This window comes from bacterium Unc6, from assembly GCA_013626165.1.
GTDB classification, from domain to species: Bacteria; Omnitrophota; Gorgyraeia; order Velesiimonadales; family Velesiimonadaceae; genus Velesiimonas; species Velesiimonas alkalicola.
Window position 1 is genome coordinate 45,612 of record NDHX01000002.1, and the last position, 20,370, is coordinate 65,981.

Consider the following 20,370-nt stretch of genomic DNA (forward strand, 5'->3'; position numbering starts at 1 on the left):
ATTAGATTTCTTTTAATCTATAAACAATACCCTTATTATCTTGTTTTTTGTCTATTCCTACAACAAGATATGTTTTTCTATCAAATTTGACATTATTGCCGATTTCGGTTCCATTTATAATATTTGAAAAAACTAATCGAATCTCCCCCTCTTTACAAGGAACAATCTCTTTTATCAAAACAGGGTCTATCTCTACAATACCCTCTTCTTCAGATTTAATGCTTGCTGTTTCTACAAATTCTTGTAAGAGTGTTGTATACCCTTTACCTTTTTGTTCCTCTTCTTCTATCTCCTTAAACGCATTTGTAAGATCGGTCTTTCTTTTTTCTGTTTTTGACTCAAATATAAGAACAGTATTACCTACTTTTATCTGGTCTTCTGTGTATAATTCTGCTTCTGTTTTAACAATTTTTCCATTTAGATATGTCCCGTTTGTAGAACCAAGGTCTGTTATAAAGTAGCCTGTTTTTCTTGCTTCTATAACGCAATGCCCCTTTGATACCCCTTCGTCATGAATTATAATTTTATTCGTTTCTATTCTTCCTATGGTAGTAATTTCCTCTTGTATTTTAAATACTATTCCTTCATCAGGACCGCTTTTAACTGTCAATTTTGCCATACCTCCCCCTAAAATGCAAAACAAAAAAGGAATATTAGAATGTTTGAGCCCTCTGTCTATCTACCTGAATAGTTATTTCTCAAAATATTTATTTTCAGGAGGTTTAAACCTTAAAAACAGTATCTTCTAATTTTCCCATATTCTTTTTTATCTGACTTTTTATCATAATGTATTTACATTGTTGTTCTAAATGGGCCTATTGGAATATCAGGAAATGCCTTCAACCTGAATACAACAAGTATTTCACTGCCTTCACGTTTATCTTTACTATACACTATGTCCATTAACCAGCAACAATGTATATTCCCTGTAAGTCTGTATTCCTGTTCTTCAAACCTGTTTTTAATATCTAATCTCCCTTCTATATTTTTAAATAAAAATCTTTGATATACTCCTGCTGACCATTTATCAGTAATCTGAAAGGATGCCCTTAGTGTTCCCTGTGTGCTTGTATCTTTTGTATATCTTGTTCCAAGTCCTACTGACCATTTTTTACCAATTACCGCTGTTTCGGTATTTACAGTATCAAAATCTCTGGTAAAAAAATTGTATTCTGCATCACTATAAAGACTAAGCCAATTGTACGGGAGAATCTGCAATTGAAGCCTTAAATTTGAATAATCTTTTTGATGTGGTTTTGGAAAGGGATACTGATCTATCTCCGCATTAAAATATACCAGTTCTACTTTTTCTGTATTTTTTATATCCGTTCGTCTTTTTATCTGAAGGATATTTTCAAGTGAGTATGTGTACTTGTATGTTTTGTCAATTGAGTCTATCTCATCAAACTGTGGAATTTTAAAAGGTGGAACCTGCGGGTCTATATATGAAAATCTAACCTGTGGTGTAATTATGTGTCTGAACGATTCTGCATTCAGGCCAAGAAAGTTTGTTTGTCTATCTATAATTTTATAAAAGCGTGTATTCAGATTCCAGCCACTGTAAAATGCTGTTCTTGCCACAGGGTTGTCTGTCCGCTGATACAATGTTTGTCTTACACCGATATAAGGAGAGGCCTGTAAAAAGTCTAAATAACCAGGCAATGCTGTTACATACGACATTTTATTGTATGTATCAGCCCTTAATGCGCTATAATCCCTGTCACTGGGGGCTGGAAATTTTTTATTAAGGTTAGAAACAGAGTTTTCTGACCTAAAGTAAAATGAGCCATCTAAAAAATCTGTGAGTTTATAGTTTCTCAAATCCCATTTCAGTTCAGGAAGCCTTTCTACCTCTTCCATCCATCTGTTCACTCTTTTTTGTGCAAAAAGTGAAAATATGGACTCATCCTGATTATTTATCACAGATAGATATGAAATAGGATGCGGGTCTATTCTATAATCCCTCCAGAAATAGTCTCTCAGAAATGTTTCATCGCTTAATTTGTGGTATTCTGCCATTACATGGGTCCTGTCGTTTGGCCTCCAATTATGTCTTGCTTCTGCTTTCCATCTTGTGTCTCTTTTTTCATGCCATTGGCCTGTTGCCGGATCAAATATTTTTTCAATGTTTCCTTTTTTATCCTTGCTTACTTCGTTCATATAATATACATTTACAATACCCTTGCCAAAATTTTCTGTTTTGTAAATGTAATCTATTCCTTGTGCCCATCCCTTCCTTTCCCTGTAATCTATACGAATATTACCTTTTGCATTTTCGCTTAAAAAATATCTCCATGATGTCAAAACATAATATCCCCATCTATCTGAACGACCGGGCACAACGGTAACATTAACCCTGTTATCTTTTAACGAATGGCTATAATACGGCAGATACATAACAGGGATATTCCCGATATAGAATATAGCATGTCTTACCACAACCTTATCATCAAGATATATCTTTACCTGTCTGCCGTGTATTCTATGACACATTATATCCAGTGGACAGGTTGTGATATGTCCATCCTCCGCAAGGTATGACTTTTTTGCATATCTTTTACCCCGTTTCAGATGGGCATACCAGGGATATACTTCCATATCTGCGTCAAATGTTTTTACATATCCTGTATCAAAATGATATTCCATTTCAGGGGCTCTAAGAATTTGTGTATCCTGCTTGAGAAGGACATTTCCTTTTGCCCATGCAATTCTTTTAACTATATCAATTTCAACCCTGTCGCAGGTAAGTACCACATCCTGATATTTTATTTTTATATTCCCCTTTCCTACCACTTTTTGTTCAGTTGTCATATATTCAATAGAATCCCCCTCTACAACAATGGGTATTTTTTGACGCTCCTTAACAGGTTTTCCCTGTTCCAGACCTGAAATGGGATAGATGTTTGAACAGGAGAATATTAAAAAGAATATACATACATAAGATAGTTTTCTCAATGCAAATCCTTTAAAATCTCCTGAATCATTTTTTTCAAATCATACTTTGGTTTATAGTCTATCGTCCTTTGTATCTTTGTTATGTCCGGCACCCTGCATCTCATATCTTCAAAATCTTTTTCATATGCCTTTTCATATGGGATATAAATAATCTCTGAATTACTTTTTGTTATTTCTTTTACAATTTCGGCAAGTTCTTTAATACGAACAGGTTCACTGCTTCCTATATTAAATATCTCAGACTCTGCTTTTTCTGTGTTCATAAGACCTACGGTTGCCTCTATCGCATCACAAACATATGTAAATGTTCTTATCTGTTCTCCATCCCCGTACACTGTAATAGGTTTTTCAGAGAGTGCCTGTTCTATAAATCTTGGGATCACCATACCATACCTGCCCGTCTGTCTTGGTCCGCATATATTAAAGAACCTTCCGATAACAGCCTTTAATCCCCTTTCCCTTCGGTATGCTGCAACCAAAAACTCATCCATTGTCTTTGAACAGGCATAACTCCATCTGAATATCCTTGTTGAGCCGAGTATCCTATCGTCATCTTCCGAGAGTGGCACCTTTTCATTTTTTCCATATATCTCACTTGAAGATGCTATAAACACCTTTTTATTAAAAGTGCTTACAATATCTAAAATATTTTCTGTGCCTTGCACATTTATCTGGAGTGATTTTAAGGGATGGTCAAGTACATAACAAACCCCGACAGATGCCGCAAAATGATATATAACATCTACACTCTGGATAAGGTCACTTAATAGGTTATGGTTAAATATTGTATCATGAAAAAAATGACATCTATCCCCGATTAGATGTTCAATATTTAATTTTGAACCTGTTGATAGGTCATCTAATATAAAAACCTCATCTAAATCTTTAACAAGCCTTTCTGCAAGATGGGAACCTATAAAACCAGCACCACCGGTTATTAATACTTTTGGCATATTATTTTATTACTGACCTAACAATCTTTTTGTGAACTTTTTCTTTTGGGCCAAACAGAATCTTCTAAAATCTACTTTTGACATTATAATAGCAGTTATATGACATTTCCACTCATAGTTGACATTCTCTATTTGTTATGCTAATATTTTCTCTCAACAGGCCCCATCGTCTAGTGGCCAAGGACGGATGGTTCTCAGCCATCAAACAGGGGTTCAATTCCCCTTGGGGCTACCATATAAACATAGTAGATAGGAATTAGTAGGTAGGAAGTAGGGTGAAAACAAATTCAAAAATCAAAAGCCCGCTCCTACCCTCTTGTTTCCCTATCTACTACCTACCGCCTACTATCTCCTATCTGCGTCTCCACATTGTCCCATCTTTTGTATCTTCAAGGATTATTCCACTTTCATAAAGTTTTTCTCTTATTTCGTCTGCTTGATTGTATTTTTTTTCAGTCCTTGCATGGTTTCTTTCTTGTATAAGTTGTAAGATTGTTTGTTCATCTAATGATTGTTTTTCTTTTTCAGGGGTTACAAAAAGCCCAAGCATTTTTCCCATCTGTGTTATAAAAAATCTTAAACACCGTAACATATTTATTTTTCTATCCACAGGGATTAACATATCATCAAGCAGTCTGTTAGAACGGCTTATAAATTCAAATATAACAGACAACGCCCTTGCAGTATTAAAATTATCATCCATTGCTTTTTCAAATTTTATTTTACATTCTTCTACACTGAGGGTAAAAACATCTGCCTGCTTGATAAGTAAATCCATTTCATCTGGCAGGAGCGCGCTTTTTTTTGTTCTATCTTTGGGAAGTTTTTCAACTCTGTCAAAAAATACCTTTATTCTTTCAAGTGCAGAGGCCGCCCCTTGCATTTTATTCTCTGAATAATCAAGTGGGCTTGAATAATGTGCCTGAAGAAAAAATATCTTTATTGTATCAGCAGAATATTTCTTTAATACATCACTGATTAAAACTATATTGCCTAGTGACTTTGACATTTTTTCACCGTTTATTGTTACCATTCCATTGTGAAGCCAGTATGTGGCAAATGGTTTGCCTGTTGCAGATTCACTCTGAGCAATTTCATTTTCATGATGAGGAAACACAAGATCAAGCCCGCCTGTATGTATATCAAAATGCTCTCCTAAGTAGTACATTGCCATTGCAGAACATTCAATATGCCATCCGGGTCTTCCCTTCCCCCACGGACTTTCCCAGTATGGCTCATCAGGCTTTGATGCTTTCCATAATGCAAAATCAAGGGGATTCTCCTTTTTTTCAGATAGTTCAATACGAGCGTCTCCTTGCATTTTTTCTATACTTTGGTTTGAAAGTTTTCCATAATTACTAAATTTTTTAACCCTGAAATATACATCACCTTCTTTTACATATGCGAAAGAATTCTGTATAAGTTTTTTTATTAACTCCTGCATCTGACCTATATGGTCTGTTGCTTTTGGCTCAATATCAGGAGGTTCAACCCCTATGTCATTCATATCCTGATGAAAACTTTGTATATATCTTTCTGTAATTTTTTTTGTAGCAGAAACGATATTCAGAGATGGGTTCAATCCTAACTCTTCCTGGGCTCTTTTTATAATCTTATCATCAACATCTGTTATATTCCTTACAGATATTGTCTGAAAACCTTTGTACTTTAGATATCTTCTTATAACATCAAGTGAAAACATTGCACGGGCATGTCCGATATGTGCCCCGTCATATACAGTCACACCGCAGGCATATATTTTCACCTTATTTTTTTCAATGGTTTTAAATTCTTCTTTTTGTCTTGTAAGTGTATTATATAGAAACAGCGCCATATTTTACCCCAAATGGAAACTACCTGAATATAAGGCAGTTTTCATTATTCTATCTTAAATACAGAATATTTCCATCATTTTTTTAAGAATAAACCTGTTGCACAATACAACAGGCTGGCCATATTGACTATTTGTAAATAAGTGATATAATAATTGGTATGGAAAAAGACTTAATAGAAAAAATTGAACAGGTATGGAAAGATACAACAATTGTAAAACCTTCAAAAAGACGGCTCTACACTTTTAGTGAAACCCGTCTTCCGTATATACTTCTTGCAAAATCATTGGTCAGAGATACCGATACGGTTGTAAGAAAAGGAGAAGTAATTGTAGGAAGACCTATCCTCTATAGAGCAGGCGCAAACCATCCGTTGTTAGAAGGCTTTGGAGATATGAACAAGACACTTAATCATTTTATTCTTTCAAGACTTGCATATATTCCACCTTATAAATACAACAACACTATGCACTGTGTCAAGGTAATATCTGAACTTCAAAAAGATCTGATAGAAAAACTTTCAGTTCAGATTGATAGTGAAGAGGATATGCTTACTGCCATAATAAAGGGAAGTCCTTATATGTGGGAAGTTTCTGTAATGAGATATGTTATAGAAATGATAGCCAATTCACTTCCCTCCAATATTACCGATCTGAAAGAACATGGATTTCTTTAAAACTAAAATATTATATATTTTTCTGCCTGTGCTTATCTGTGGGTGTGTTACAACCGAATATAACCCAGCCTCAAAAACAGAGGATATTATCTTTATAAGCACAGAAAAAGAGGTAAGAATGGGACGAAGAATTGCAGATTCGGTTGAAAGAGAATTTAAACTTTTAGAAGATAAAAAAACACAGGAAAAAATTCAGTCCATAGGTGAAAAGATTGTGGCTGTAAGTGATAGGCAAGAGATAGTGTATTATTTTAAGGTACTGGATGATGAAAAGCAGGTAAATGCATTTGCATTGCCGGGTGGTTATGTTTATATCTTTACAGGGCTTCTAAAAAGATTAAAAACAGATGATGAGATTGCCGCTGTTCTTGCACACGAAGTAGGACATATAGCCGCAAGACACAGTGTAAAAAAACTACAAGGGGCAATGGGACTTACATTATTCCAAATTCTTGCAGGTACAGCAGGAGAAAATATCAGTGTACGGGGAAATATAAACTATGCACTCGCACAGATAATGGCTGGTTACAGTTGGGAAGATGAGATCCTTGCCGATAAATTAAGTGTGAAATATACGAAATTAGCAGGTTATAATCCTGAAGCCGTTCTTACAGTTTTAGAGATGATGAAAGAAAAAATGTGGAAAGATCCTATAAGACCCCACAGGTCCATAAGAACACATCCCCGTTTTGATGAAAGAATAGCGGCGGTTAAACAGGAAATCTATGGGCAGGTAAGCTTCGAATCTCAGATAAATATAAGATAACAAGTGTCCCTTCCCGCCTGTGAGATAAGAAAGGTTCTATGTATTTGTGGTTGCGTCAAACTCAAAGAGAATGTTTATCTTGAAATAGAAAAAAGCAAAATCCAAAACTGGATGAATATGTAAATCAATTAATAAATCGGTATTTTAATAGTGTCCAGATAGCTTCAATGCCATCTTTCCATTTTATCTTCTTCCCTTCCTTGACACTTCTGGGATAATAAGAAATTGGCACTTCTGTAATTTTATATCCTTTTTTTCTGACTTTTGCAGTAATCTCCGGACAAAATTCAAAACCCTTACATTTTAAATTTATCTCCTTTATAACTTTCGTTTTGAACATTTTATAACAGGTTGACTCATCAGTAATGCCGGCATTATAGAAAAAATTGGCAAGAAAGGAAAGAATCCTGCCCCCTAAATAGAAAAAGAAAGATGATTTTTTCCCCTTACCAAGAATTCTTGAACCATAAACGACACTTAAATTATTTTTTTCCATTATTTTTAGCATCTCAATCCAGTCATTCGGTTCATATTCTAAATCTGCATCTTGGATAACCACGACTTCACCAGTAATATGTTTCAATCCTTCTCTTACGGCGGCGCCTTTTCCTTCATTGTTTTCTTTCAAAATTATCTTAATGCCCTCTTCTTTTATTTTATTTAAAATCTCTCTTGTGCCATCCGTACTGCCATCATCTACAATAATTATCTCTTTATCAATGGGAACATTTTTAACTTTTTCTAATATCTTCAAAACAGTTTTTTTTTCATTATAAGTCGGCATTATAATTGAAATCTTCATCTTATAAAAATCCTTCTCTTCCGAATGTTTATTTTGTGAAAAACACCCTTGATTATACAAACCGTAGAGAGCTTAACCCGAGCCTATCTTTCTTGCCTGTGGTGTTTAAAACACCTATCATTTATCTGAAGATCCACTTACAATATAGGTAGACTAAACTTATGCAACGGTGCACTATCCAATTTCCTTCAGAATCCCTCCCTATACCCCCCGCCCGAGGGGAGGGAGTGGGTGGGGGTTCATTTTCCTTTAACCTTCCAGACTCTTTTTTCGGGCAATGACCTCAAAAGCAACGGCGCTCTTCCTTGTGAAAGGCCGCAACGAAAAGGTTTCAATTTCAAAGTTGTTACGGCGAAGCACCCGTTTCAGGGAAGACGGCGTGAAGAAGACTTCTGAAAGGCGACGACTGCCCAGCCGGACTGTCAATTGCAGACCGGTTGCCGCAAAGAGGCAACCGTTAAGAAAGACAAAGAGAAAGTAACAGAGCCATATTGGCCTCTGCAAAACAATTCTCATGCGGGAGAAATAATAGCGGCCGGTCATTACCATAAGATAAACTCGCCCGCCCGGGAGCAGGGAATAATTAAATCTGGCAAGGGTTTTGGCCACCCTTAATTTCTGAAGCACGCCTCTACAGATAAGATGAGTGAAAAAACCTTTCGGAAGGAAATATTTTTCCATTCTTGCCTCTAAAAAGTTGTAACGCTCCGCAGGGATTCCTTCTTGCGAGAACAAAAATTTGGCAAAGTTAATCGCATTGTGGTCACGGTCAACACCGAAGACCTTTTTCGGCACATACTTTTGTATGGCAAAAAGGGTCTGGCCTCCGCCGCAGCCGATATCAGCCACGATTGATTCAGAATCAATCTTTAACTGCTGTAAAATCTCATCAATCTTTCTTTCTTTAACCTGGCCGACGTATTCCAGGAGGTTGTAGGCAAGTGAAGAACCAAGCGGAGTAAGGGATAAACGGCCTCTCTTTTTTATGGCAAGACCCAAAGAAACAAGATTTTCAATTTCAGGAGCACCAGGGTAATTTCCAAGTCCCTGTTCGTAAAGATACAGGGCACCCAACGCTTCCCTTTTGCTCCGGCCTGTCCAGAGCTGACGGAAAACATCTTCCGTAGAAAGATTTTCCTGCATTGTAGTTTTATTTCCTTGACGGTAAGCCGAACAAAAAAATTAACCGGTAACGGAGTACAAGTACAATCATCCTTACAGCCAGCCAAAAGGTCTTTCCTTTATGGCCGGTTACCGAGGAATGGCCAACGCGCGGCAGGTAATTTACCGGTATTTCTATGTATTTAAGTCTGTTCAATGCAACCAAAATCATCATCTCCGGGCCAAGATGTTCTCCATAAACGGTGAACCGGGGTTCAATCTTTCTTAATGCATCTCTTTTAATAAGTCGCATTGTACATCCCACATCGGTAAAGGTAGTGGTGTTGAAAAAGAATTCCAGCATCTTTGCGACCGCCCAGTTTCCCCACTTCAAAAAAGGTCCCATATTGGCGCCTTTCCAAATTAGAACAGAAGTTGTCCGGGTGCCGAAGACCGTGTCAAAATCATCGGCATAAGCCAGAAACTTGAAGATATCTCGGGCAAGGAAAGTTCCATCCGGCTCGCAGAGTACGATGATGTCGCCAGCGGCCTCCTTAAACCCCCGCCTGATGGCAGCTCCGTAACCCTGTCTCTTCTCAAAGACTTCCCTGGCAACGGTCTTCGCCACCTCTTCGCTGGTGCCCGGGACAGCATTGTTATTTACAACGATAACCTCGTCCACCACGCCGGTCTGGAAAAACTCTTCAATTACCCGGCGGATGGAATCCTTTTCGTTATAGGTCGGCAAGATTACAGAGACAGTCTTTTTATGCCACATTTTTCTTCTTGCGGACAATTATCAACATCTGCCGACCCCAGGGTTTGAACGGCAACCGTAGATAAATTCTCACCAGAAATGCAAGCTTCGGTAACCGGGTGTGAAAAGAAAAAGGGAGAAATCTCGCAAACTTCTGTTCTAAAATAAATCCTTTGCTGGCCAGATAGTCGGAAAGGCTGGTCTCGGTAAAAATTGTACGATGGGTGTAGTCATCAAAGTAACCGCGGTAAGCATATTTAAAATTTGGCTGTATGATAATCCAGCAACCACCCTCGGGGAGAATTCGTCTCACCTGAAAAGCAACCCGCTCTATTTCCGGCCAATTTAGATGTTCCAAAAAATTACTGGAAAAAACCAGCCCCACAGAATTGTTCGCAAACTGTTCCAGCACTTCTTCGGTTTTACCCACCAGAGGCTTAACTCCTGCTGCCGTGTATTTACTTAAATTTTCATTTACATCCAGAGCGTATCGGTCCTGCGCTCCAACCTGATTGATAAAATCGCAATATCCGGCGCCCAAATCTAAAACTGCACCTTCTTTCGGAATGAACTTCTTCAGGTAACGAACAATCTCTCTCCAGACAGCCCCTCGGTTTTTATCATTCAGGAACCGTATGCGGTAATAACCGTCAGACACCTCAACTCCTTTTTCGAAATAACCATAATTGGTAAATTCCATAAATGGCAAATAAGGTTATATAAGGCATAATCGGAAATCTGTATCTGATGACAACCCTGCCAAGTATAGTTAAAAAAGAATAGGAAAAGACAAGGGTAAGAAGAAGCAGGCTCTGCCGCCAGTTCTTGAGAGAAAGAAACGCACCCACTACAAAGAGCATAATAATTATGCCGGAGGTCAAAAGACTAACCCAGAGGTGAACCTTTCCGTAGGTATGGTCAGCCACGCCCGCACCCAAGTGCGGATAAAACCTCCAGAAACGAAAAAACCGGTTGACGACCAGCCTGACATAATCTTTTGGATGCGCAAAAATAAATTCAAATGCTTGATGCCGGTACCAGTTGTGCACCTCAACCTCCGACATTCCTTCAAATAAAGAAGGGTCTTCACTACGGAAAAAACCCGCATGATTGTCAATTTTTTTGACCACCGCAGGATTGTTTGCTATGTAAAAAACTTCGCCGGTCACCGTGGGAATTATTACTAAACGATGGTGAATAGCATAATTACGGATGACCCAGGGCGAAAAAGTAACCATAAAGATGAGAAAAACGAAGCAAGTATTTCGGAACGCTTTTGTTCGATCGCGCTGGGTCAGAAAAAAAGTGATGAGCAATAAAGGGGTAATCAATATCGTTTGAGCCCTGGTAAGGGCCGCCAGACCAAGGAAAAAACCGGCCAGGAAGAGATTCCACCGGGAAGGATTCCTGAAATTTTCCGTCAGAAAAAGTATCGGCAACATTAACATGAAAACGTGGAAGGATTCCCGTGCAAGATAACCGCTCCAGAAGACAGACTCCGGTAAGAGACCGAACACCAGGGCCGAGGTCATTCCTATTGATGTAGAATTAAAGGTATTCTGACCAATCCGGTAGAGTAAAACCGCAGACAGGCTTCCTAAAATCGCTAAAAGAATCTTGGCCACCAGGTAGTTCTCACCAAAAAAGAAGAAGACGGGGACTAAAAATAAAGTAAATCCTGGTTCCCTCCAGGAATAAAGCGGTTCCGTGCCTGGATAAATGGAAACACTGCGGGGCATGGAATAACCCCGGCCCTGAATGATTGACCAGGCCGCCTCCTTGACACCCTCCTCGTTCCACTCGTCAACGGTATTGTCAAGTGTGGCAATCCAGACAAGCCTTAAAGCCAGCGCCAGCAAAAAAATAACCGTTAATTTTTTCTTAAGCAAACCGAAGCCTTTCATCACTCTTCTTTCCCGTGTCTTTGCAATAATAGATTAAATTTGTAACTATTTACCCATTAGAAATAACGGCCGAATGTCATTTATAGTTCTCCGCACAACCTCGCTGTTTGACAATCATTCGTAATAAATATCATCGGGCACATTGTCGCGGTAAATGTTGTCGTCAGGTATACTCAAGTGGAGGGTGGAACAACCCGAAACCCAGATGGCACCGCCCTCATCAGCCGTATTTCGTTGCCCGTAAAAGCAGTCGTTCGTGTACTGTGTAAAAAAACAGCCGACGGAATACGATATATGGCTTTTATTTGTCACCTGTTTCCTATGTTCTGAAATCTCTACTCTATTTTATAACCATCACTTCTGCTGACCTTATTGTCTTTTGCATCCCGCTGTCAAGCCTTACCAACAAAGAACCATCTGTATTTAAACCTATGCAATAGCCTTCAAATCTTTTTTTCTTTTCTTTTATTGTTGCACTTCTTCCTAATGTCTCACACAGTAGTGTTGCCTCTTTTATAATAATATCGGACTTGTATTTTGATTCCCTATATAATGTGTCGCAAGAATCAACAATATTTACAAGAAGGGTTCTTCTTTCAAGGTGTGTCTTTTTTATCAAGGACAAGGATGTTGCAGATTCAGGTAATTCATTTTTTTTTGAATTAACATTTATACCGATGCCCACAACAAAATATTCATCATCAGGAGAACCTTCTACCAGGACCCCACATATTTTTTTATTTTCAAATAAAAGGTCGTTAGGCCATCTTAAAAAAGTCGTAATATTAAATTTTTTTTTAAGAACATTTGCAACTGCAACAGAGGCAAGAAGTGAAATCTTATCTTGTAAAAAAGAACCGCAAGACTTAAAAATTATGGAGAAAAGAAGGTCTTTACCCTGTTGACTTTCCCATGTTCTTCCCTGTCTTCCTCTTCCTTTGGTTTGAAAATCAGAGACAATAACAGTTCCTTGCGGGAAACCACGCTTTGCAAGCGATAATGCAACATCATTTGTAGATGTAGTTTTTTTAAACCATAATATCTGGCCTTTATTCATTGCCCAATAACTCTTTTATTTTTAACTGGACATCTTCTGCTGTTATAAGCGTTTCTCCGACAAGTATTGCTTGGACACCAAGTGATTGCAGGTGCAGGACATCCTCATAATTTTTTATCCCGCTTTCCGATACGACAACCCTGTCTTTCGGGATATGTTTTATAATTTGTTCGGTGGTGTTGAGATTAAGGTCCAATGTTTCAAGGTTTCTGTTGTTTATTCCTATGATATTGATTTTTTCCTTGCAGTCAAGCACACATTTTAGTTCTTCTTCGGTGTGAACTTCGCACAACACCTGCATGCCTAAACTATGACTAAGGTGTGAAAAATTCTCAAGTTCCTTAAGTGTTAGTATGCCTGCTATAAGAAGCACTGCATCTGCGCCGGAAGCATAAGACTGATATATCTGATACTTATCAATTATAAACTCTTTTCTTAATACGGGGATATGGACAGTTTTTTTTACATCTTCAAGGTCTTTTAAGCTTCCGCCAAAAAACTCTGTATCTGTTAAAACAGATATTGCAGAAGCACCTGAAGCCTCATATATTTGTGCAAGCACAACAGGATTAAGACGCCCCACCAATATACCTTTAGAAGGAGATTTTCTTTTTATTTCGGCAATAAGGCTGATGTGGTGGGATTTATTTATTGCAGTACATAATGATTTCGTCTTAAAATTAACTTTCTTGCACCTTTTAATAATTGAATTAAGAGAAACAATATTTTTTGCTTTCTCAATCTCTATTTTTTTATTTTCAAGTATTTTATTCAGATACATATTTTTAAGATTATCCCCGTTCATTTTTTAAATATCATAGGCTTATTACAACAAAAAGGTTCTACTTTGCCAGTGGTTTTTTTATTAACGCAGCCTCCAAGCCACAAACAGAACAGTAGAATATTTTTAAAAGACAGGATGTGATTTTCCATTGGTTTATTGTAGCATACAGGAGAAGGCTTAACCCCCTTATAAAAGACAACTGTAACCTCCGGACCACAAACAGAGCATATAAGCACACTCCCAATCTTGCACTGTATCATTTCTTCTTCTTGTCAGACATTAAAGGCTCCATCATTTTTCCACAACATACATATCGGCTCAAGATTTCCAATATCTTTCTTTGTAACCATCAATATATTCTCGCACCTATTACAGTGATATGCCTTACCAACATTTATGGTCCAGACATTTATCCAATCCTTTGCGCTCTATTTTCCTTCTATTATCTTTCTTATATTTCTCATCTTTTAAGGTAACTGGAAAACCGGTCTCTTAAGAGCACCAGTGCACCAGTTACCACACCCAGAGGGTACCCGAAGATACAAATCCCAAACAAATCTCAAAACCCAAATTTTCCTCACTTTCTGGATACCAACAATTTTATACTCATCTAACGGCAAGTATCTTTACCGAATTTGGTGATAAACGCCATTGTGTTTCCTGCAAAAAAAAGGGCTGGCTTGTTCCCCCCCACATTTAGCCTGCGTCTATAAATCAGGAGCAACCATACAAATTTTTAAATTTCTTTCCTTAAAAAAGTTTTTTACCTGCTCAACATTTTTATCATTTATTATATGCCAGTTGCTAACCAGCTCTAAACCATCTAATTTCCTTACCTTCATAGCAATATCAAGCATCTCTTCTGTTGTCTTTCCGCCACACCTTCGTAGCCTGAAAGACAATACCTGTCTGCATAAGACCCAAATGTTGGCAGATACGCCCCAAATTTGTATTTATCTATCATCTTCTATCTTTGTTATACTTTATATTCCATTGCTGTCTGACATTGAAAAATAATCGCCATCGCATAATAAGTTATAGATTGGAACCCTGTTCACTTCTTTTAACTGTATTGTTCGTATAACCCTTTCCTTTTTTGTCATATTTGTTTTTCTTTTATAATAATCTCCGGTCTGCTCATCAATCCGCAGGGAACAGTTTGATAGCCTTCAAACCAATCCTTCCCCTCGGCAACAAAAGAACCGGGTCCTGTCCAGATTGGCCATTTTTCTGATAAATGTAGTGGCCCATGGGAATTTCGTCTATGCCCTAAAACTTCTATTGTTAAAACAACTTCTTGTTTGCCCCTAACATAGTTGGTTATATCCAACTGATTGGGTTGCCATCCAATAACACCTGCGCCTTTCCCATCTACAAGTATCCTGATTCCAGCCCCTCTATAATCTGAAATATTAACAAAAATCCGCTGATTTTCTTTCAAATCCCGGATTATTTTGCAAGTATAACCTATATTGCCGGAATAAAATGGGAGCCCTTGTTCTGTCCAATCACCTATTTTTAAAAAACCCACAGGTTCGCAAAGAATAACCTGTTTTCCCTTAATTTTTACACCAAAATCTCCGAGTATATAGACTATCTCAAGTCCCGGATGGTTTTCATTGTAGTTACATTCTAAAAGAACCTCGTTTCTGCCAGCACGCAAGATGCTTGAATTAAATTTTAAAGTTTTTAAGGATTTATCCACCCACCATCCGTTTTCTAATTTAGCTAAAATCTTAGAGCCATTTATCTTTATTTTAAAAAATTCCGGTTTTTCTATTGCAAGCGATATTTCTCCGGATGGAATTTTTTCTATATCAAATAAATATTTTAAAGTAACAGGCGCATTTCTGGGGTTTTTGTTCTTTTTTCTTGCCCAGGGTTGAACCATCGCTCCACCTCTTTCTTTAATAGAAAGGTGTTGTCTTACAGTTTTATCTATACGAAGTATTTCTTCTTGTTTCCATTTTCCATTACCTATTTTATAAAAGGGCCTGTCAAGAACGCAAATGTTTGGCTCTGAAAGTTTTATTTCCCAGATTTCCTTTTCTATCTTGAACCGATCTACTTCTTGAAGGTTTTCCTTGCCAGTTAAAAATGAGATTGCCTGTCCTTGCCCACCACAGGAAGAGCTCATATTTCTTGCAATGACAGTTTGTATCGTATCAGATTTTGGTATTATAAACAGCCTGCTTGCTATAGGTCCAAGGTCTGTCTTGATTTGGTAACCTGTGTCTGTTTTGATAGAGTTTGCCAAACATATATTCCCTGTTTCCGGGTCAAGTTCTATCGGCTGATGTTTCCACTCTGGCACTGCTTTTATTATCACTTCTGGAAATTCAATCAGCCTTTCTCTTGCAAGCGGACTTCTTGCGAAAACATCTTTATTATCCCAGTTCATACCTGTATTACAGACAAAAAGATAGAATGCTTCTTTATCTTCTCTTAAAAGATATATGGCGGGGTTTATTTCTTTGCCCTCTTTGTCTGTTATTGATATTTTTCTTGATGTTTTTTCAATCCTTGTTATTGCCTCTTTAAAAGAAGAAACATTTTCACAGGATTTGGCAAAATCATTCGCCTGCATAGAACAAACTGCATCCACATATTCAGGCGCTTTATCAACAAAAACAACCTGTCCGCCTGTCTGTTTAAATTTTTTAAGGAGTTTAATTGTTGAGCTTCTAATTGTATAAAGCGGTGGAACAAGAACTGCTTTGTATTTTGCTTTATTTACTATAAGAACAGGCACACCATTTTTTTTTGATACTTTTGCCCATCTTGACAATATTTCCTCATCGCCATAGTCAAAGTCAATATGCGAGGAAAGAAGAGTGTCACATAGTGTGGCGAACATTTCATCATATTCTTTTACTTTTGTGTCCTGTTTTTCTGTCTTTTTTTCAGTGTTCCATTTGGGCGCCTTGAAAATCGCCCACATACTTTCTATAGGATGGACCACAAGAAGGTCTCTTACCTCTTCTCCTTTTGTCATAATTGAGTGGACCCTCGCAAAATAATCCTCAACTTTTGGATATGCATCCCACCAGGGAGATTGATAGGAAATACTTGCCGGGTAATCTCTTTTTGCTTCTCCAAGCATTGTATAATAAGAAAGATGCTGGCAACGAAGATTAATGCCCAGAGCAACCTGCCAGTCCCCAAGCGCCTTATGCCCTATAAAGGGGAAGTCCCAACCGGTGCAACCATATGTTTCTGTTAGTCTCCATTTTCTTCCAAACTGTCTTGCTACTGAACTAACCTGTTTTGCAGTATTGAAAATCCTCCAGTGTTCTGTAAGAAGATCCATACCCGGCGCCTGCATATATTCATAAAATCTTAAGGTGCTCCCAATCCATTGCACTTGGGAAGAAAGAAAATCTTCACAAAGAACATGACCCGTAAATAATATTTTATTTTTTTCGCACCACTGTCCAATCTGTTTTGCAAATGAATCTACAAAAAGAAAGGTAAGACAATCCCTGTAATGGTATCTTGCTTTTGAAATTTTTTGTCCTTCTATATCAAAATAAATCTCTGGTAGGTGGTCTAAAATATTATATCCATATCTTTTATGAAAAACTTCTGGCAGATGGTCCGTCCACGAAACCATAATATATCCTTCAGGAGCATCAGCCCCGGCCCAGTGAGCAAAGTTCAGACCGTAATGTGGTTCATCTGTAAAAATTCCAGGGATACTTAAACCAAAATGCCTGCCTGAATTTTTCTTATAGGCGTTATGCGTAGTATTGATAAACTCTTTGACAGCTCCTGGGTTCATTGTGTCAAGATAAGTGTAGCCATTAAACCAGTCGCTTGGTTTTTCCTGTTCAATAGAAAAAATTAGCATTGTCTCAGATGGAGAAAGCGTTTTTATTTTTTTACCATTTTTAAGATAACTATATTTTTTTATAATTTCTCCTTTAAATTCAGCAATAAATATTGCAATAACATTCTTTGTCCATTTAATTTTTTTAATATCTTTTGTCATTGCCATTACAAGATACCTCATCCTGTATTTGGAATTTTTTGTAACAAGCCCGCCTGCTGCGCCTGATGGCCATCTGTCCTCATCGTAAAGATAAGCCTTCATATTAAGTTTCTTTGCTTCATCAGCGCAAGTGTTTATACATTCAAACCATTCTTTTGAAAGATACGACGTATCAAGTCCTACCCTTGAATGCATAAAAAATCCGCCAAGACCCATATGTTTCATAATCTGTATCTGCCGTCTTAATTCTTCCGGCTCTAATTTCCCATTCCACGACCAGAATGGTGCTCCCCGGTATTGGGAACCAGGATTTTTAAATTCCTTTAAGTCCATACATTCCTCTTTTTATACGACCTGCTATTTATAAACTATTGACTACAAACTAAATTTTAGACTTTGGACCAAATTTTAACCAGTCACCTATCACCAGTTCTATTAGGGTTATACAGCAGGCTATTTATACATTTTTAACAAAAGTTTTCTATAGTCCTCTGCCTCTAAATTATCAATCCCCTTTACTTCTTTTGAAGTAAGATACCTTGGTTTTTTACCGATAGAAAGTGTAATTAGTAAAAAACGGGCCGCATCTTCCAACACCAAACACCTGTAATACGCCTCTCTAAGGTTACAACCCACACAAACTGCCCCGTGATTTTTAAGAAGAACAGCGTTATACCCTTTTTTAATTTCTCCAGTAACAGATGCTCTAATTTTCTCACCCGCAGGTATTACATAATCTAAAACAGGAACCTCGGAACTTAAAAGAGCAACAAAATCCGGAAAAAGCGCCTTAAATTCTACATCAGCGGTTGCCAGTGCTGTTGCAACAATGGGGTGCGTATGAATTACCGCACTAATATCGGACCTACAAACATAACAACCGAGGTGCATAGAAACCTCACAGGTTGGTCTCAGTCCGTTGTTTTTACCTTTTTTCTTCCCTGTTTTTAAGTCTATTTTAACCCACTGATTGGTGTCAATTTCGGCAAGACTGAACCCGCTTGGGGAAAGATAAATGGTGCTACCCTGTTTTGCACTGATATTGCCACCCGGACCTGCTGTAAGTCCCTTCTCTACAATCAATTTTCCATATTGTTCTAATTCTTGAATTATTTTATTCATAATTAGTTTTTGTAATTTTATCACAAACTCTGCCAGTACAATTGTAATATAATTACATAAAATTGACTGGCGATCAATTCATTTCTTTAAACGCCGAACCGCATATCCTTATAGTATCTTCAATTATTTTTTAGAATGGCTTGACAATAAAAGCTTTTCTCTAACTTGTAGAGATGTTGTCCTGCGATTTATCCCTATTGCAACTATACTTAAATTTTACATTTTTACTGTATTCTAAATCTTATAATGTTTTTATTTTTTCTTATTATTTTAAGTATTTTATCAACAACACTTTTTTTATGTATCCAATTACAACTCTGGCATGACCATATCTTTTCTTTAGACTTTTTAAGATATACATATTCCCCCAGAGCTTTATCTAAGCAAGGATAAAACAGACAGTAGCAAAATGTACAGTCCTGTAGTCTCTTATGGCAGGGAAAATACTTACAGGCAGTGTTAATTCTTTTTATACTTTTTATGTTATGTATTCTCTTTTTATCCGGTTTTTTATACTGCATACTATCTCATAAGGAATTGTTTTTGCAAATCCCGCAAGTTCTTCAGCAGAAACAATGTTCTGCTTCTGGTTCCCTAAAATCACTACTTCCGTTTTTTTAGTTATAGATGGAATATCTGTAACATCAATTATCGTCTGGTCCATACATACTCTTCCGAGAACCTTACACCTTTTCCCATGTACAAGTACACTTGAAAGATTTGAAAAAAGTCTGTTATATCCGTTGGCATAACCAATAGGAAGTATTGCAATCTTCATTTTCTTTGGTGTTATAAATGTATGTCCATATGAAATCCCTTTTCCTTTTTCAATATCTTTTATAAACATCGGATATGTTATCCATTTCATTGCAGGATAAAAAAGATTTCTATATTTCTTATCCTTGCAGGGAGATAACCCATAAAGTGTAAGACCGGGTCTTACCATATCAAATTCTGCTTCCGGAAACTTTAATATACCTGCACTGTTTAAAAGATGACAGATAGGCGGTTTCAAACCTTTCTCTTGAAGAAGGCTGACAACTTGTGAAAATCTGTTTATCTGTTCTTTAGAAACCACTTTTTTTATACTATCAGCACAGGCTAAATGGCTATATATTCCCTCTAAATAAACCTTCTTGATTTTTTTTATACCTTCAACAATCTTTAATGCATCCTTATACCAGTGTCCAAGTCTTCCCATCCCGGTATCAATTTTAAGATGAAGATTTACAATGAGATTTTTATTTTTTAAGGTTTTTGCAATATCCTCTGCATCCTTTACATCACACACACTCAAAGACACACTGTTTTTTGCTGCTGTATATGAAAATTCCGGATGAACAATAGCAAATATAAGAATTGGAGTTCTTATATTATTTGTTCTTAACTGTATTGACTCATCAGCACTTGATACACCAAAAAAATCAACCTTATTCTTTAAAAAATTAGCAAGCCCCAAAAGCCCATGCCCATATGCATTTGCTTTGATTACTGCCATAACCTTTGTGTTTTTAGAAATCCTTGATATTAAAAAATTCAGATTTTTCTCCACTGCTGTAAGGTCTATTATTATTTTGGTTTGACAAATTTCCATACATTAATCTCAAGATGGGACCTTACCAGAACGGATTTGTTTAAGATGTGATAAAAAAACAGTTGACGGTTTCTTT

The 20,370-nt window shown here is 37.2% G+C and carries 18 protein-coding genes and 1 tRNA gene; 3 read left to right on the top strand and 16 right to left on the bottom strand.

The window, feature by feature from the left end; genetic code table 11:
• Window position 1: 1 nt before the first annotated feature.
• The 3 genes from B9J78_01230 to B9J78_01240 all read right to left on the bottom strand — a co-directional run bounded on the left by B9J78_01230 (window position 2) and on the right by B9J78_01240 (window position 3,908).
• Window positions 2–619, bottom strand: a complete 618-nt coding sequence (locus tag B9J78_01230; GenBank protein MBA2123557.1) for a hypothetical protein — start codon at window positions 617–619, stop codon at window positions 2–4.
• 173 nt (window positions 620–792) lie between these two features.
• Window positions 793–2,955, bottom strand: a complete 2,163-nt coding sequence (locus B9J78_01235; GenBank protein MBA2123558.1) for a hypothetical protein — start codon at window positions 2,953–2,955, stop codon at window positions 793–795.
• On the bottom strand, window positions 2,952–3,908 hold the full coding sequence (locus B9J78_01240; GenBank protein MBA2123559.1) for a nucleoside-diphosphate sugar epimerase: 957 nt from the start codon (window positions 3,906–3,908) through the stop codon (window positions 2,952–2,954). The genes B9J78_01235 and B9J78_01240 overlap by 4 nt, the downstream gene beginning before the upstream one ends.
• Before the next feature lie 159 nt (window positions 3,909–4,067).
• Here B9J78_01240 and B9J78_01245 point away from each other — a divergent pair.
• Window positions 4,068–4,143, top strand: a tRNA-Glu gene (locus B9J78_01245).
• Window positions 4,144–4,260: 117 nt separating this feature from the next.
• Here B9J78_01245 and B9J78_01250 read toward each other — a convergent pair.
• A complete protein-coding gene (locus B9J78_01250) occupies window positions 4,261–5,742 on the bottom strand; it encodes a cysteine--tRNA ligase (protein ID MBA2123560.1) in 1,482 nt (493 codons plus the stop codon).
• A gap of 158 nt (window positions 5,743–5,900) precedes the next feature.
• Between B9J78_01250 and B9J78_01255 the strand changes: the two genes are divergently transcribed.
• Window positions 5,901–6,416, top strand: a complete 516-nt coding sequence (locus B9J78_01255; GenBank protein ID MBA2123561.1) for a hypothetical protein — start codon at window positions 5,901–5,903, stop codon at window positions 6,414–6,416.
• Complete coding sequence (locus B9J78_01260; protein MBA2123562.1) at window positions 6,403–7,182, top strand: hypothetical protein; 780 nt, start codon at window positions 6,403–6,405, stop codon at window positions 7,180–7,182. The genes B9J78_01255 and B9J78_01260 overlap by 14 nt, the downstream gene beginning before the upstream one ends.
• 124 nt (window positions 7,183–7,306) lie before the next feature.
• On the opposite strand, the gene B9J78_01265 is transcribed toward B9J78_01260, so the two are convergent.
• The 12 genes from B9J78_01265 to B9J78_01320 form a co-directional block, all read right to left on the bottom strand.
• The gene (locus B9J78_01265) at window positions 7,307–7,984 is read right to left on the bottom strand and encodes a glycosyl transferase (GenBank protein ID MBA2123563.1); all 678 of its coding nucleotides are present in this window, start codon (window positions 7,982–7,984) and stop codon (window positions 7,307–7,309) included.
• Window positions 7,985–8,233: 249 nt separating this feature from the next.
• Window positions 8,234–9,127, bottom strand: coding sequence for a hypothetical protein (locus tag B9J78_01270; GenBank protein MBA2123564.1), 894 nt, complete (start codon window positions 9,125–9,127; stop codon window positions 8,234–8,236).
• A 7-nt stretch (window positions 9,128–9,134) separates the two neighbouring features.
• Window positions 9,135–9,863: a glycosyl transferase gene (locus B9J78_01275; protein MBA2123565.1), complete on the bottom strand. Its 729-nt coding sequence runs from the start codon at window positions 9,861–9,863 to the stop codon at window positions 9,135–9,137.
• The gene (locus B9J78_01280; GenBank protein MBA2123566.1) at window positions 9,853–10,551 is read right to left on the bottom strand and encodes a hypothetical protein; all 699 of its coding nucleotides are present in this window, start codon (window positions 10,549–10,551) and stop codon (window positions 9,853–9,855) included. Before B9J78_01280 ends, B9J78_01275 begins: the two co-directional genes overlap by 11 nt.
• Complete coding sequence (locus B9J78_01285; protein ID MBA2123567.1) at window positions 10,502–11,746, bottom strand: hypothetical protein; 1,245 nt, start codon at window positions 11,744–11,746, stop codon at window positions 10,502–10,504. The genes B9J78_01280 and B9J78_01285 overlap by 50 nt, the downstream gene beginning before the upstream one ends.
• Window positions 11,747–12,086: 340 nt before the next feature.
• On the bottom strand, window positions 12,087–12,803 hold the full coding sequence (locus B9J78_01290) for a biotin--[acetyl-CoA-carboxylase] ligase (protein MBA2123568.1): 717 nt from the start codon (window positions 12,801–12,803) through the stop codon (window positions 12,087–12,089).
• Complete coding sequence (locus B9J78_01295) at window positions 12,796–13,608, bottom strand: hypothetical protein (GenBank protein MBA2123569.1); 813 nt, start codon at window positions 13,606–13,608, stop codon at window positions 12,796–12,798. Before B9J78_01295 ends, B9J78_01290 begins: the two co-directional genes overlap by 8 nt.
• On the bottom strand, window positions 13,605–13,847 hold the full coding sequence (locus B9J78_01300) for a hypothetical protein (GenBank protein MBA2123570.1): 243 nt from the start codon (window positions 13,845–13,847) through the stop codon (window positions 13,605–13,607). The genes B9J78_01295 and B9J78_01300 overlap by 4 nt, the downstream gene beginning before the upstream one ends.
• A gap of 839 nt (window positions 13,848–14,686) precedes the next feature.
• On the bottom strand, window positions 14,687–17,911 hold the full coding sequence (locus B9J78_01305; GenBank protein ID MBA2123571.1) for a hypothetical protein: 3,225 nt from the start codon (window positions 17,909–17,911) through the stop codon (window positions 14,687–14,689).
• A 120-nt stretch (window positions 17,912–18,031) separates the two neighbouring features.
• Complete coding sequence (locus B9J78_01310) at window positions 18,032–18,700, bottom strand: hypothetical protein (GenBank protein MBA2123572.1); 669 nt, start codon at window positions 18,698–18,700, stop codon at window positions 18,032–18,034.
• Window positions 18,701–18,924: 224 nt separating this feature from the next.
• A complete protein-coding gene (locus B9J78_01315) occupies window positions 18,925–19,221 on the bottom strand; it encodes a hypothetical protein (protein MBA2123573.1) in 297 nt (98 codons plus the stop codon).
• Window positions 19,179–20,294 carry an alanine racemase gene (locus B9J78_01320; GenBank protein ID MBA2123574.1) on the bottom strand — a complete coding sequence of 372 codons (1,116 nt, stop codon included), beginning with the start codon at window positions 20,292–20,294 and terminating at the stop codon, window positions 19,179–19,181. The genes B9J78_01315 and B9J78_01320 overlap by 43 nt, the downstream gene beginning before the upstream one ends.
• Window positions 20,295–20,370 lie beyond the last annotated feature (76 nt).

Coding starts and splice junctions, on each gene's coding strand:
- B9J78_01310 (MBA2123572.1), bottom strand. CDS start 18,700: ATGAATAAAATAATTCAAGAATTAGAACAATATGGAAAATTGATTGTA.
- B9J78_01305 (MBA2123571.1), bottom strand. CDS start 17,911: ATGGACTTAAAGGAATTTAAAAATCCTGGTTCCCAATACCGGGGAGCA.
- B9J78_01260 (MBA2123562.1), top strand. CDS start 6,403: ATGGATTTCTTTAAAACTAAAATATTATATATTTTTCTGCCTGTGCTT.
- B9J78_01315 (MBA2123573.1), bottom strand. CDS start 19,221: ATGCAGTATAAAAAACCGGATAAAAAGAGAATACATAACATAAAAAGT.
- B9J78_01275 (MBA2123565.1), bottom strand. CDS start 9,863: ATGTGGCATAAAAAGACTGTCTCTGTAATCTTGCCGACCTATAACGAA.
- B9J78_01320 (MBA2123574.1), bottom strand. CDS start 20,294: ATGGAAATTTGTCAAACCAAAATAATAATAGACCTTACAGCAGTGGAG.
- B9J78_01265 (MBA2123563.1), bottom strand. CDS start 7,984: ATGAAGATTTCAATTATAATGCCGACTTATAATGAAAAAAAAACTGTT.
- B9J78_01300 (MBA2123570.1), bottom strand. CDS start 13,847: ATGATACAGTGCAAGATTGGGAGTGTGCTTATATGCTCTGTTTGTGGT.
- B9J78_01250 (MBA2123560.1), bottom strand. CDS start 5,742: ATGGCGCTGTTTCTATATAATACACTTACAAGACAAAAAGAAGAATTT.
- B9J78_01270 (MBA2123564.1), bottom strand. CDS start 9,127: ATGCAGGAAAATCTTTCTACGGAAGATGTTTTCCGTCAGCTCTGGACA.
- B9J78_01290 (MBA2123568.1), bottom strand. CDS start 12,803: ATGAATAAAGGCCAGATATTATGGTTTAAAAAAACTACATCTACAAAT.
- B9J78_01240 (MBA2123559.1), bottom strand. CDS start 3,908: ATGCCAAAAGTATTAATAACCGGTGGTGCTGGTTTTATAGGTTCCCAT.
- B9J78_01255 (MBA2123561.1), top strand. CDS start 5,901: ATGGAAAAAGACTTAATAGAAAAAATTGAACAGGTATGGAAAGATACA.
- B9J78_01230 (MBA2123557.1), bottom strand. CDS start 619: ATGGCAAAATTGACAGTTAAAAGCGGTCCTGATGAAGGAATAGTATTT.
- B9J78_01285 (MBA2123567.1), bottom strand. CDS start 11,746: ATGAAAGGCTTCGGTTTGCTTAAGAAAAAATTAACGGTTATTTTTTTG.
- B9J78_01295 (MBA2123569.1), bottom strand. CDS start 13,608: ATGAACGGGGATAATCTTAAAAATATGTATCTGAATAAAATACTTGAA.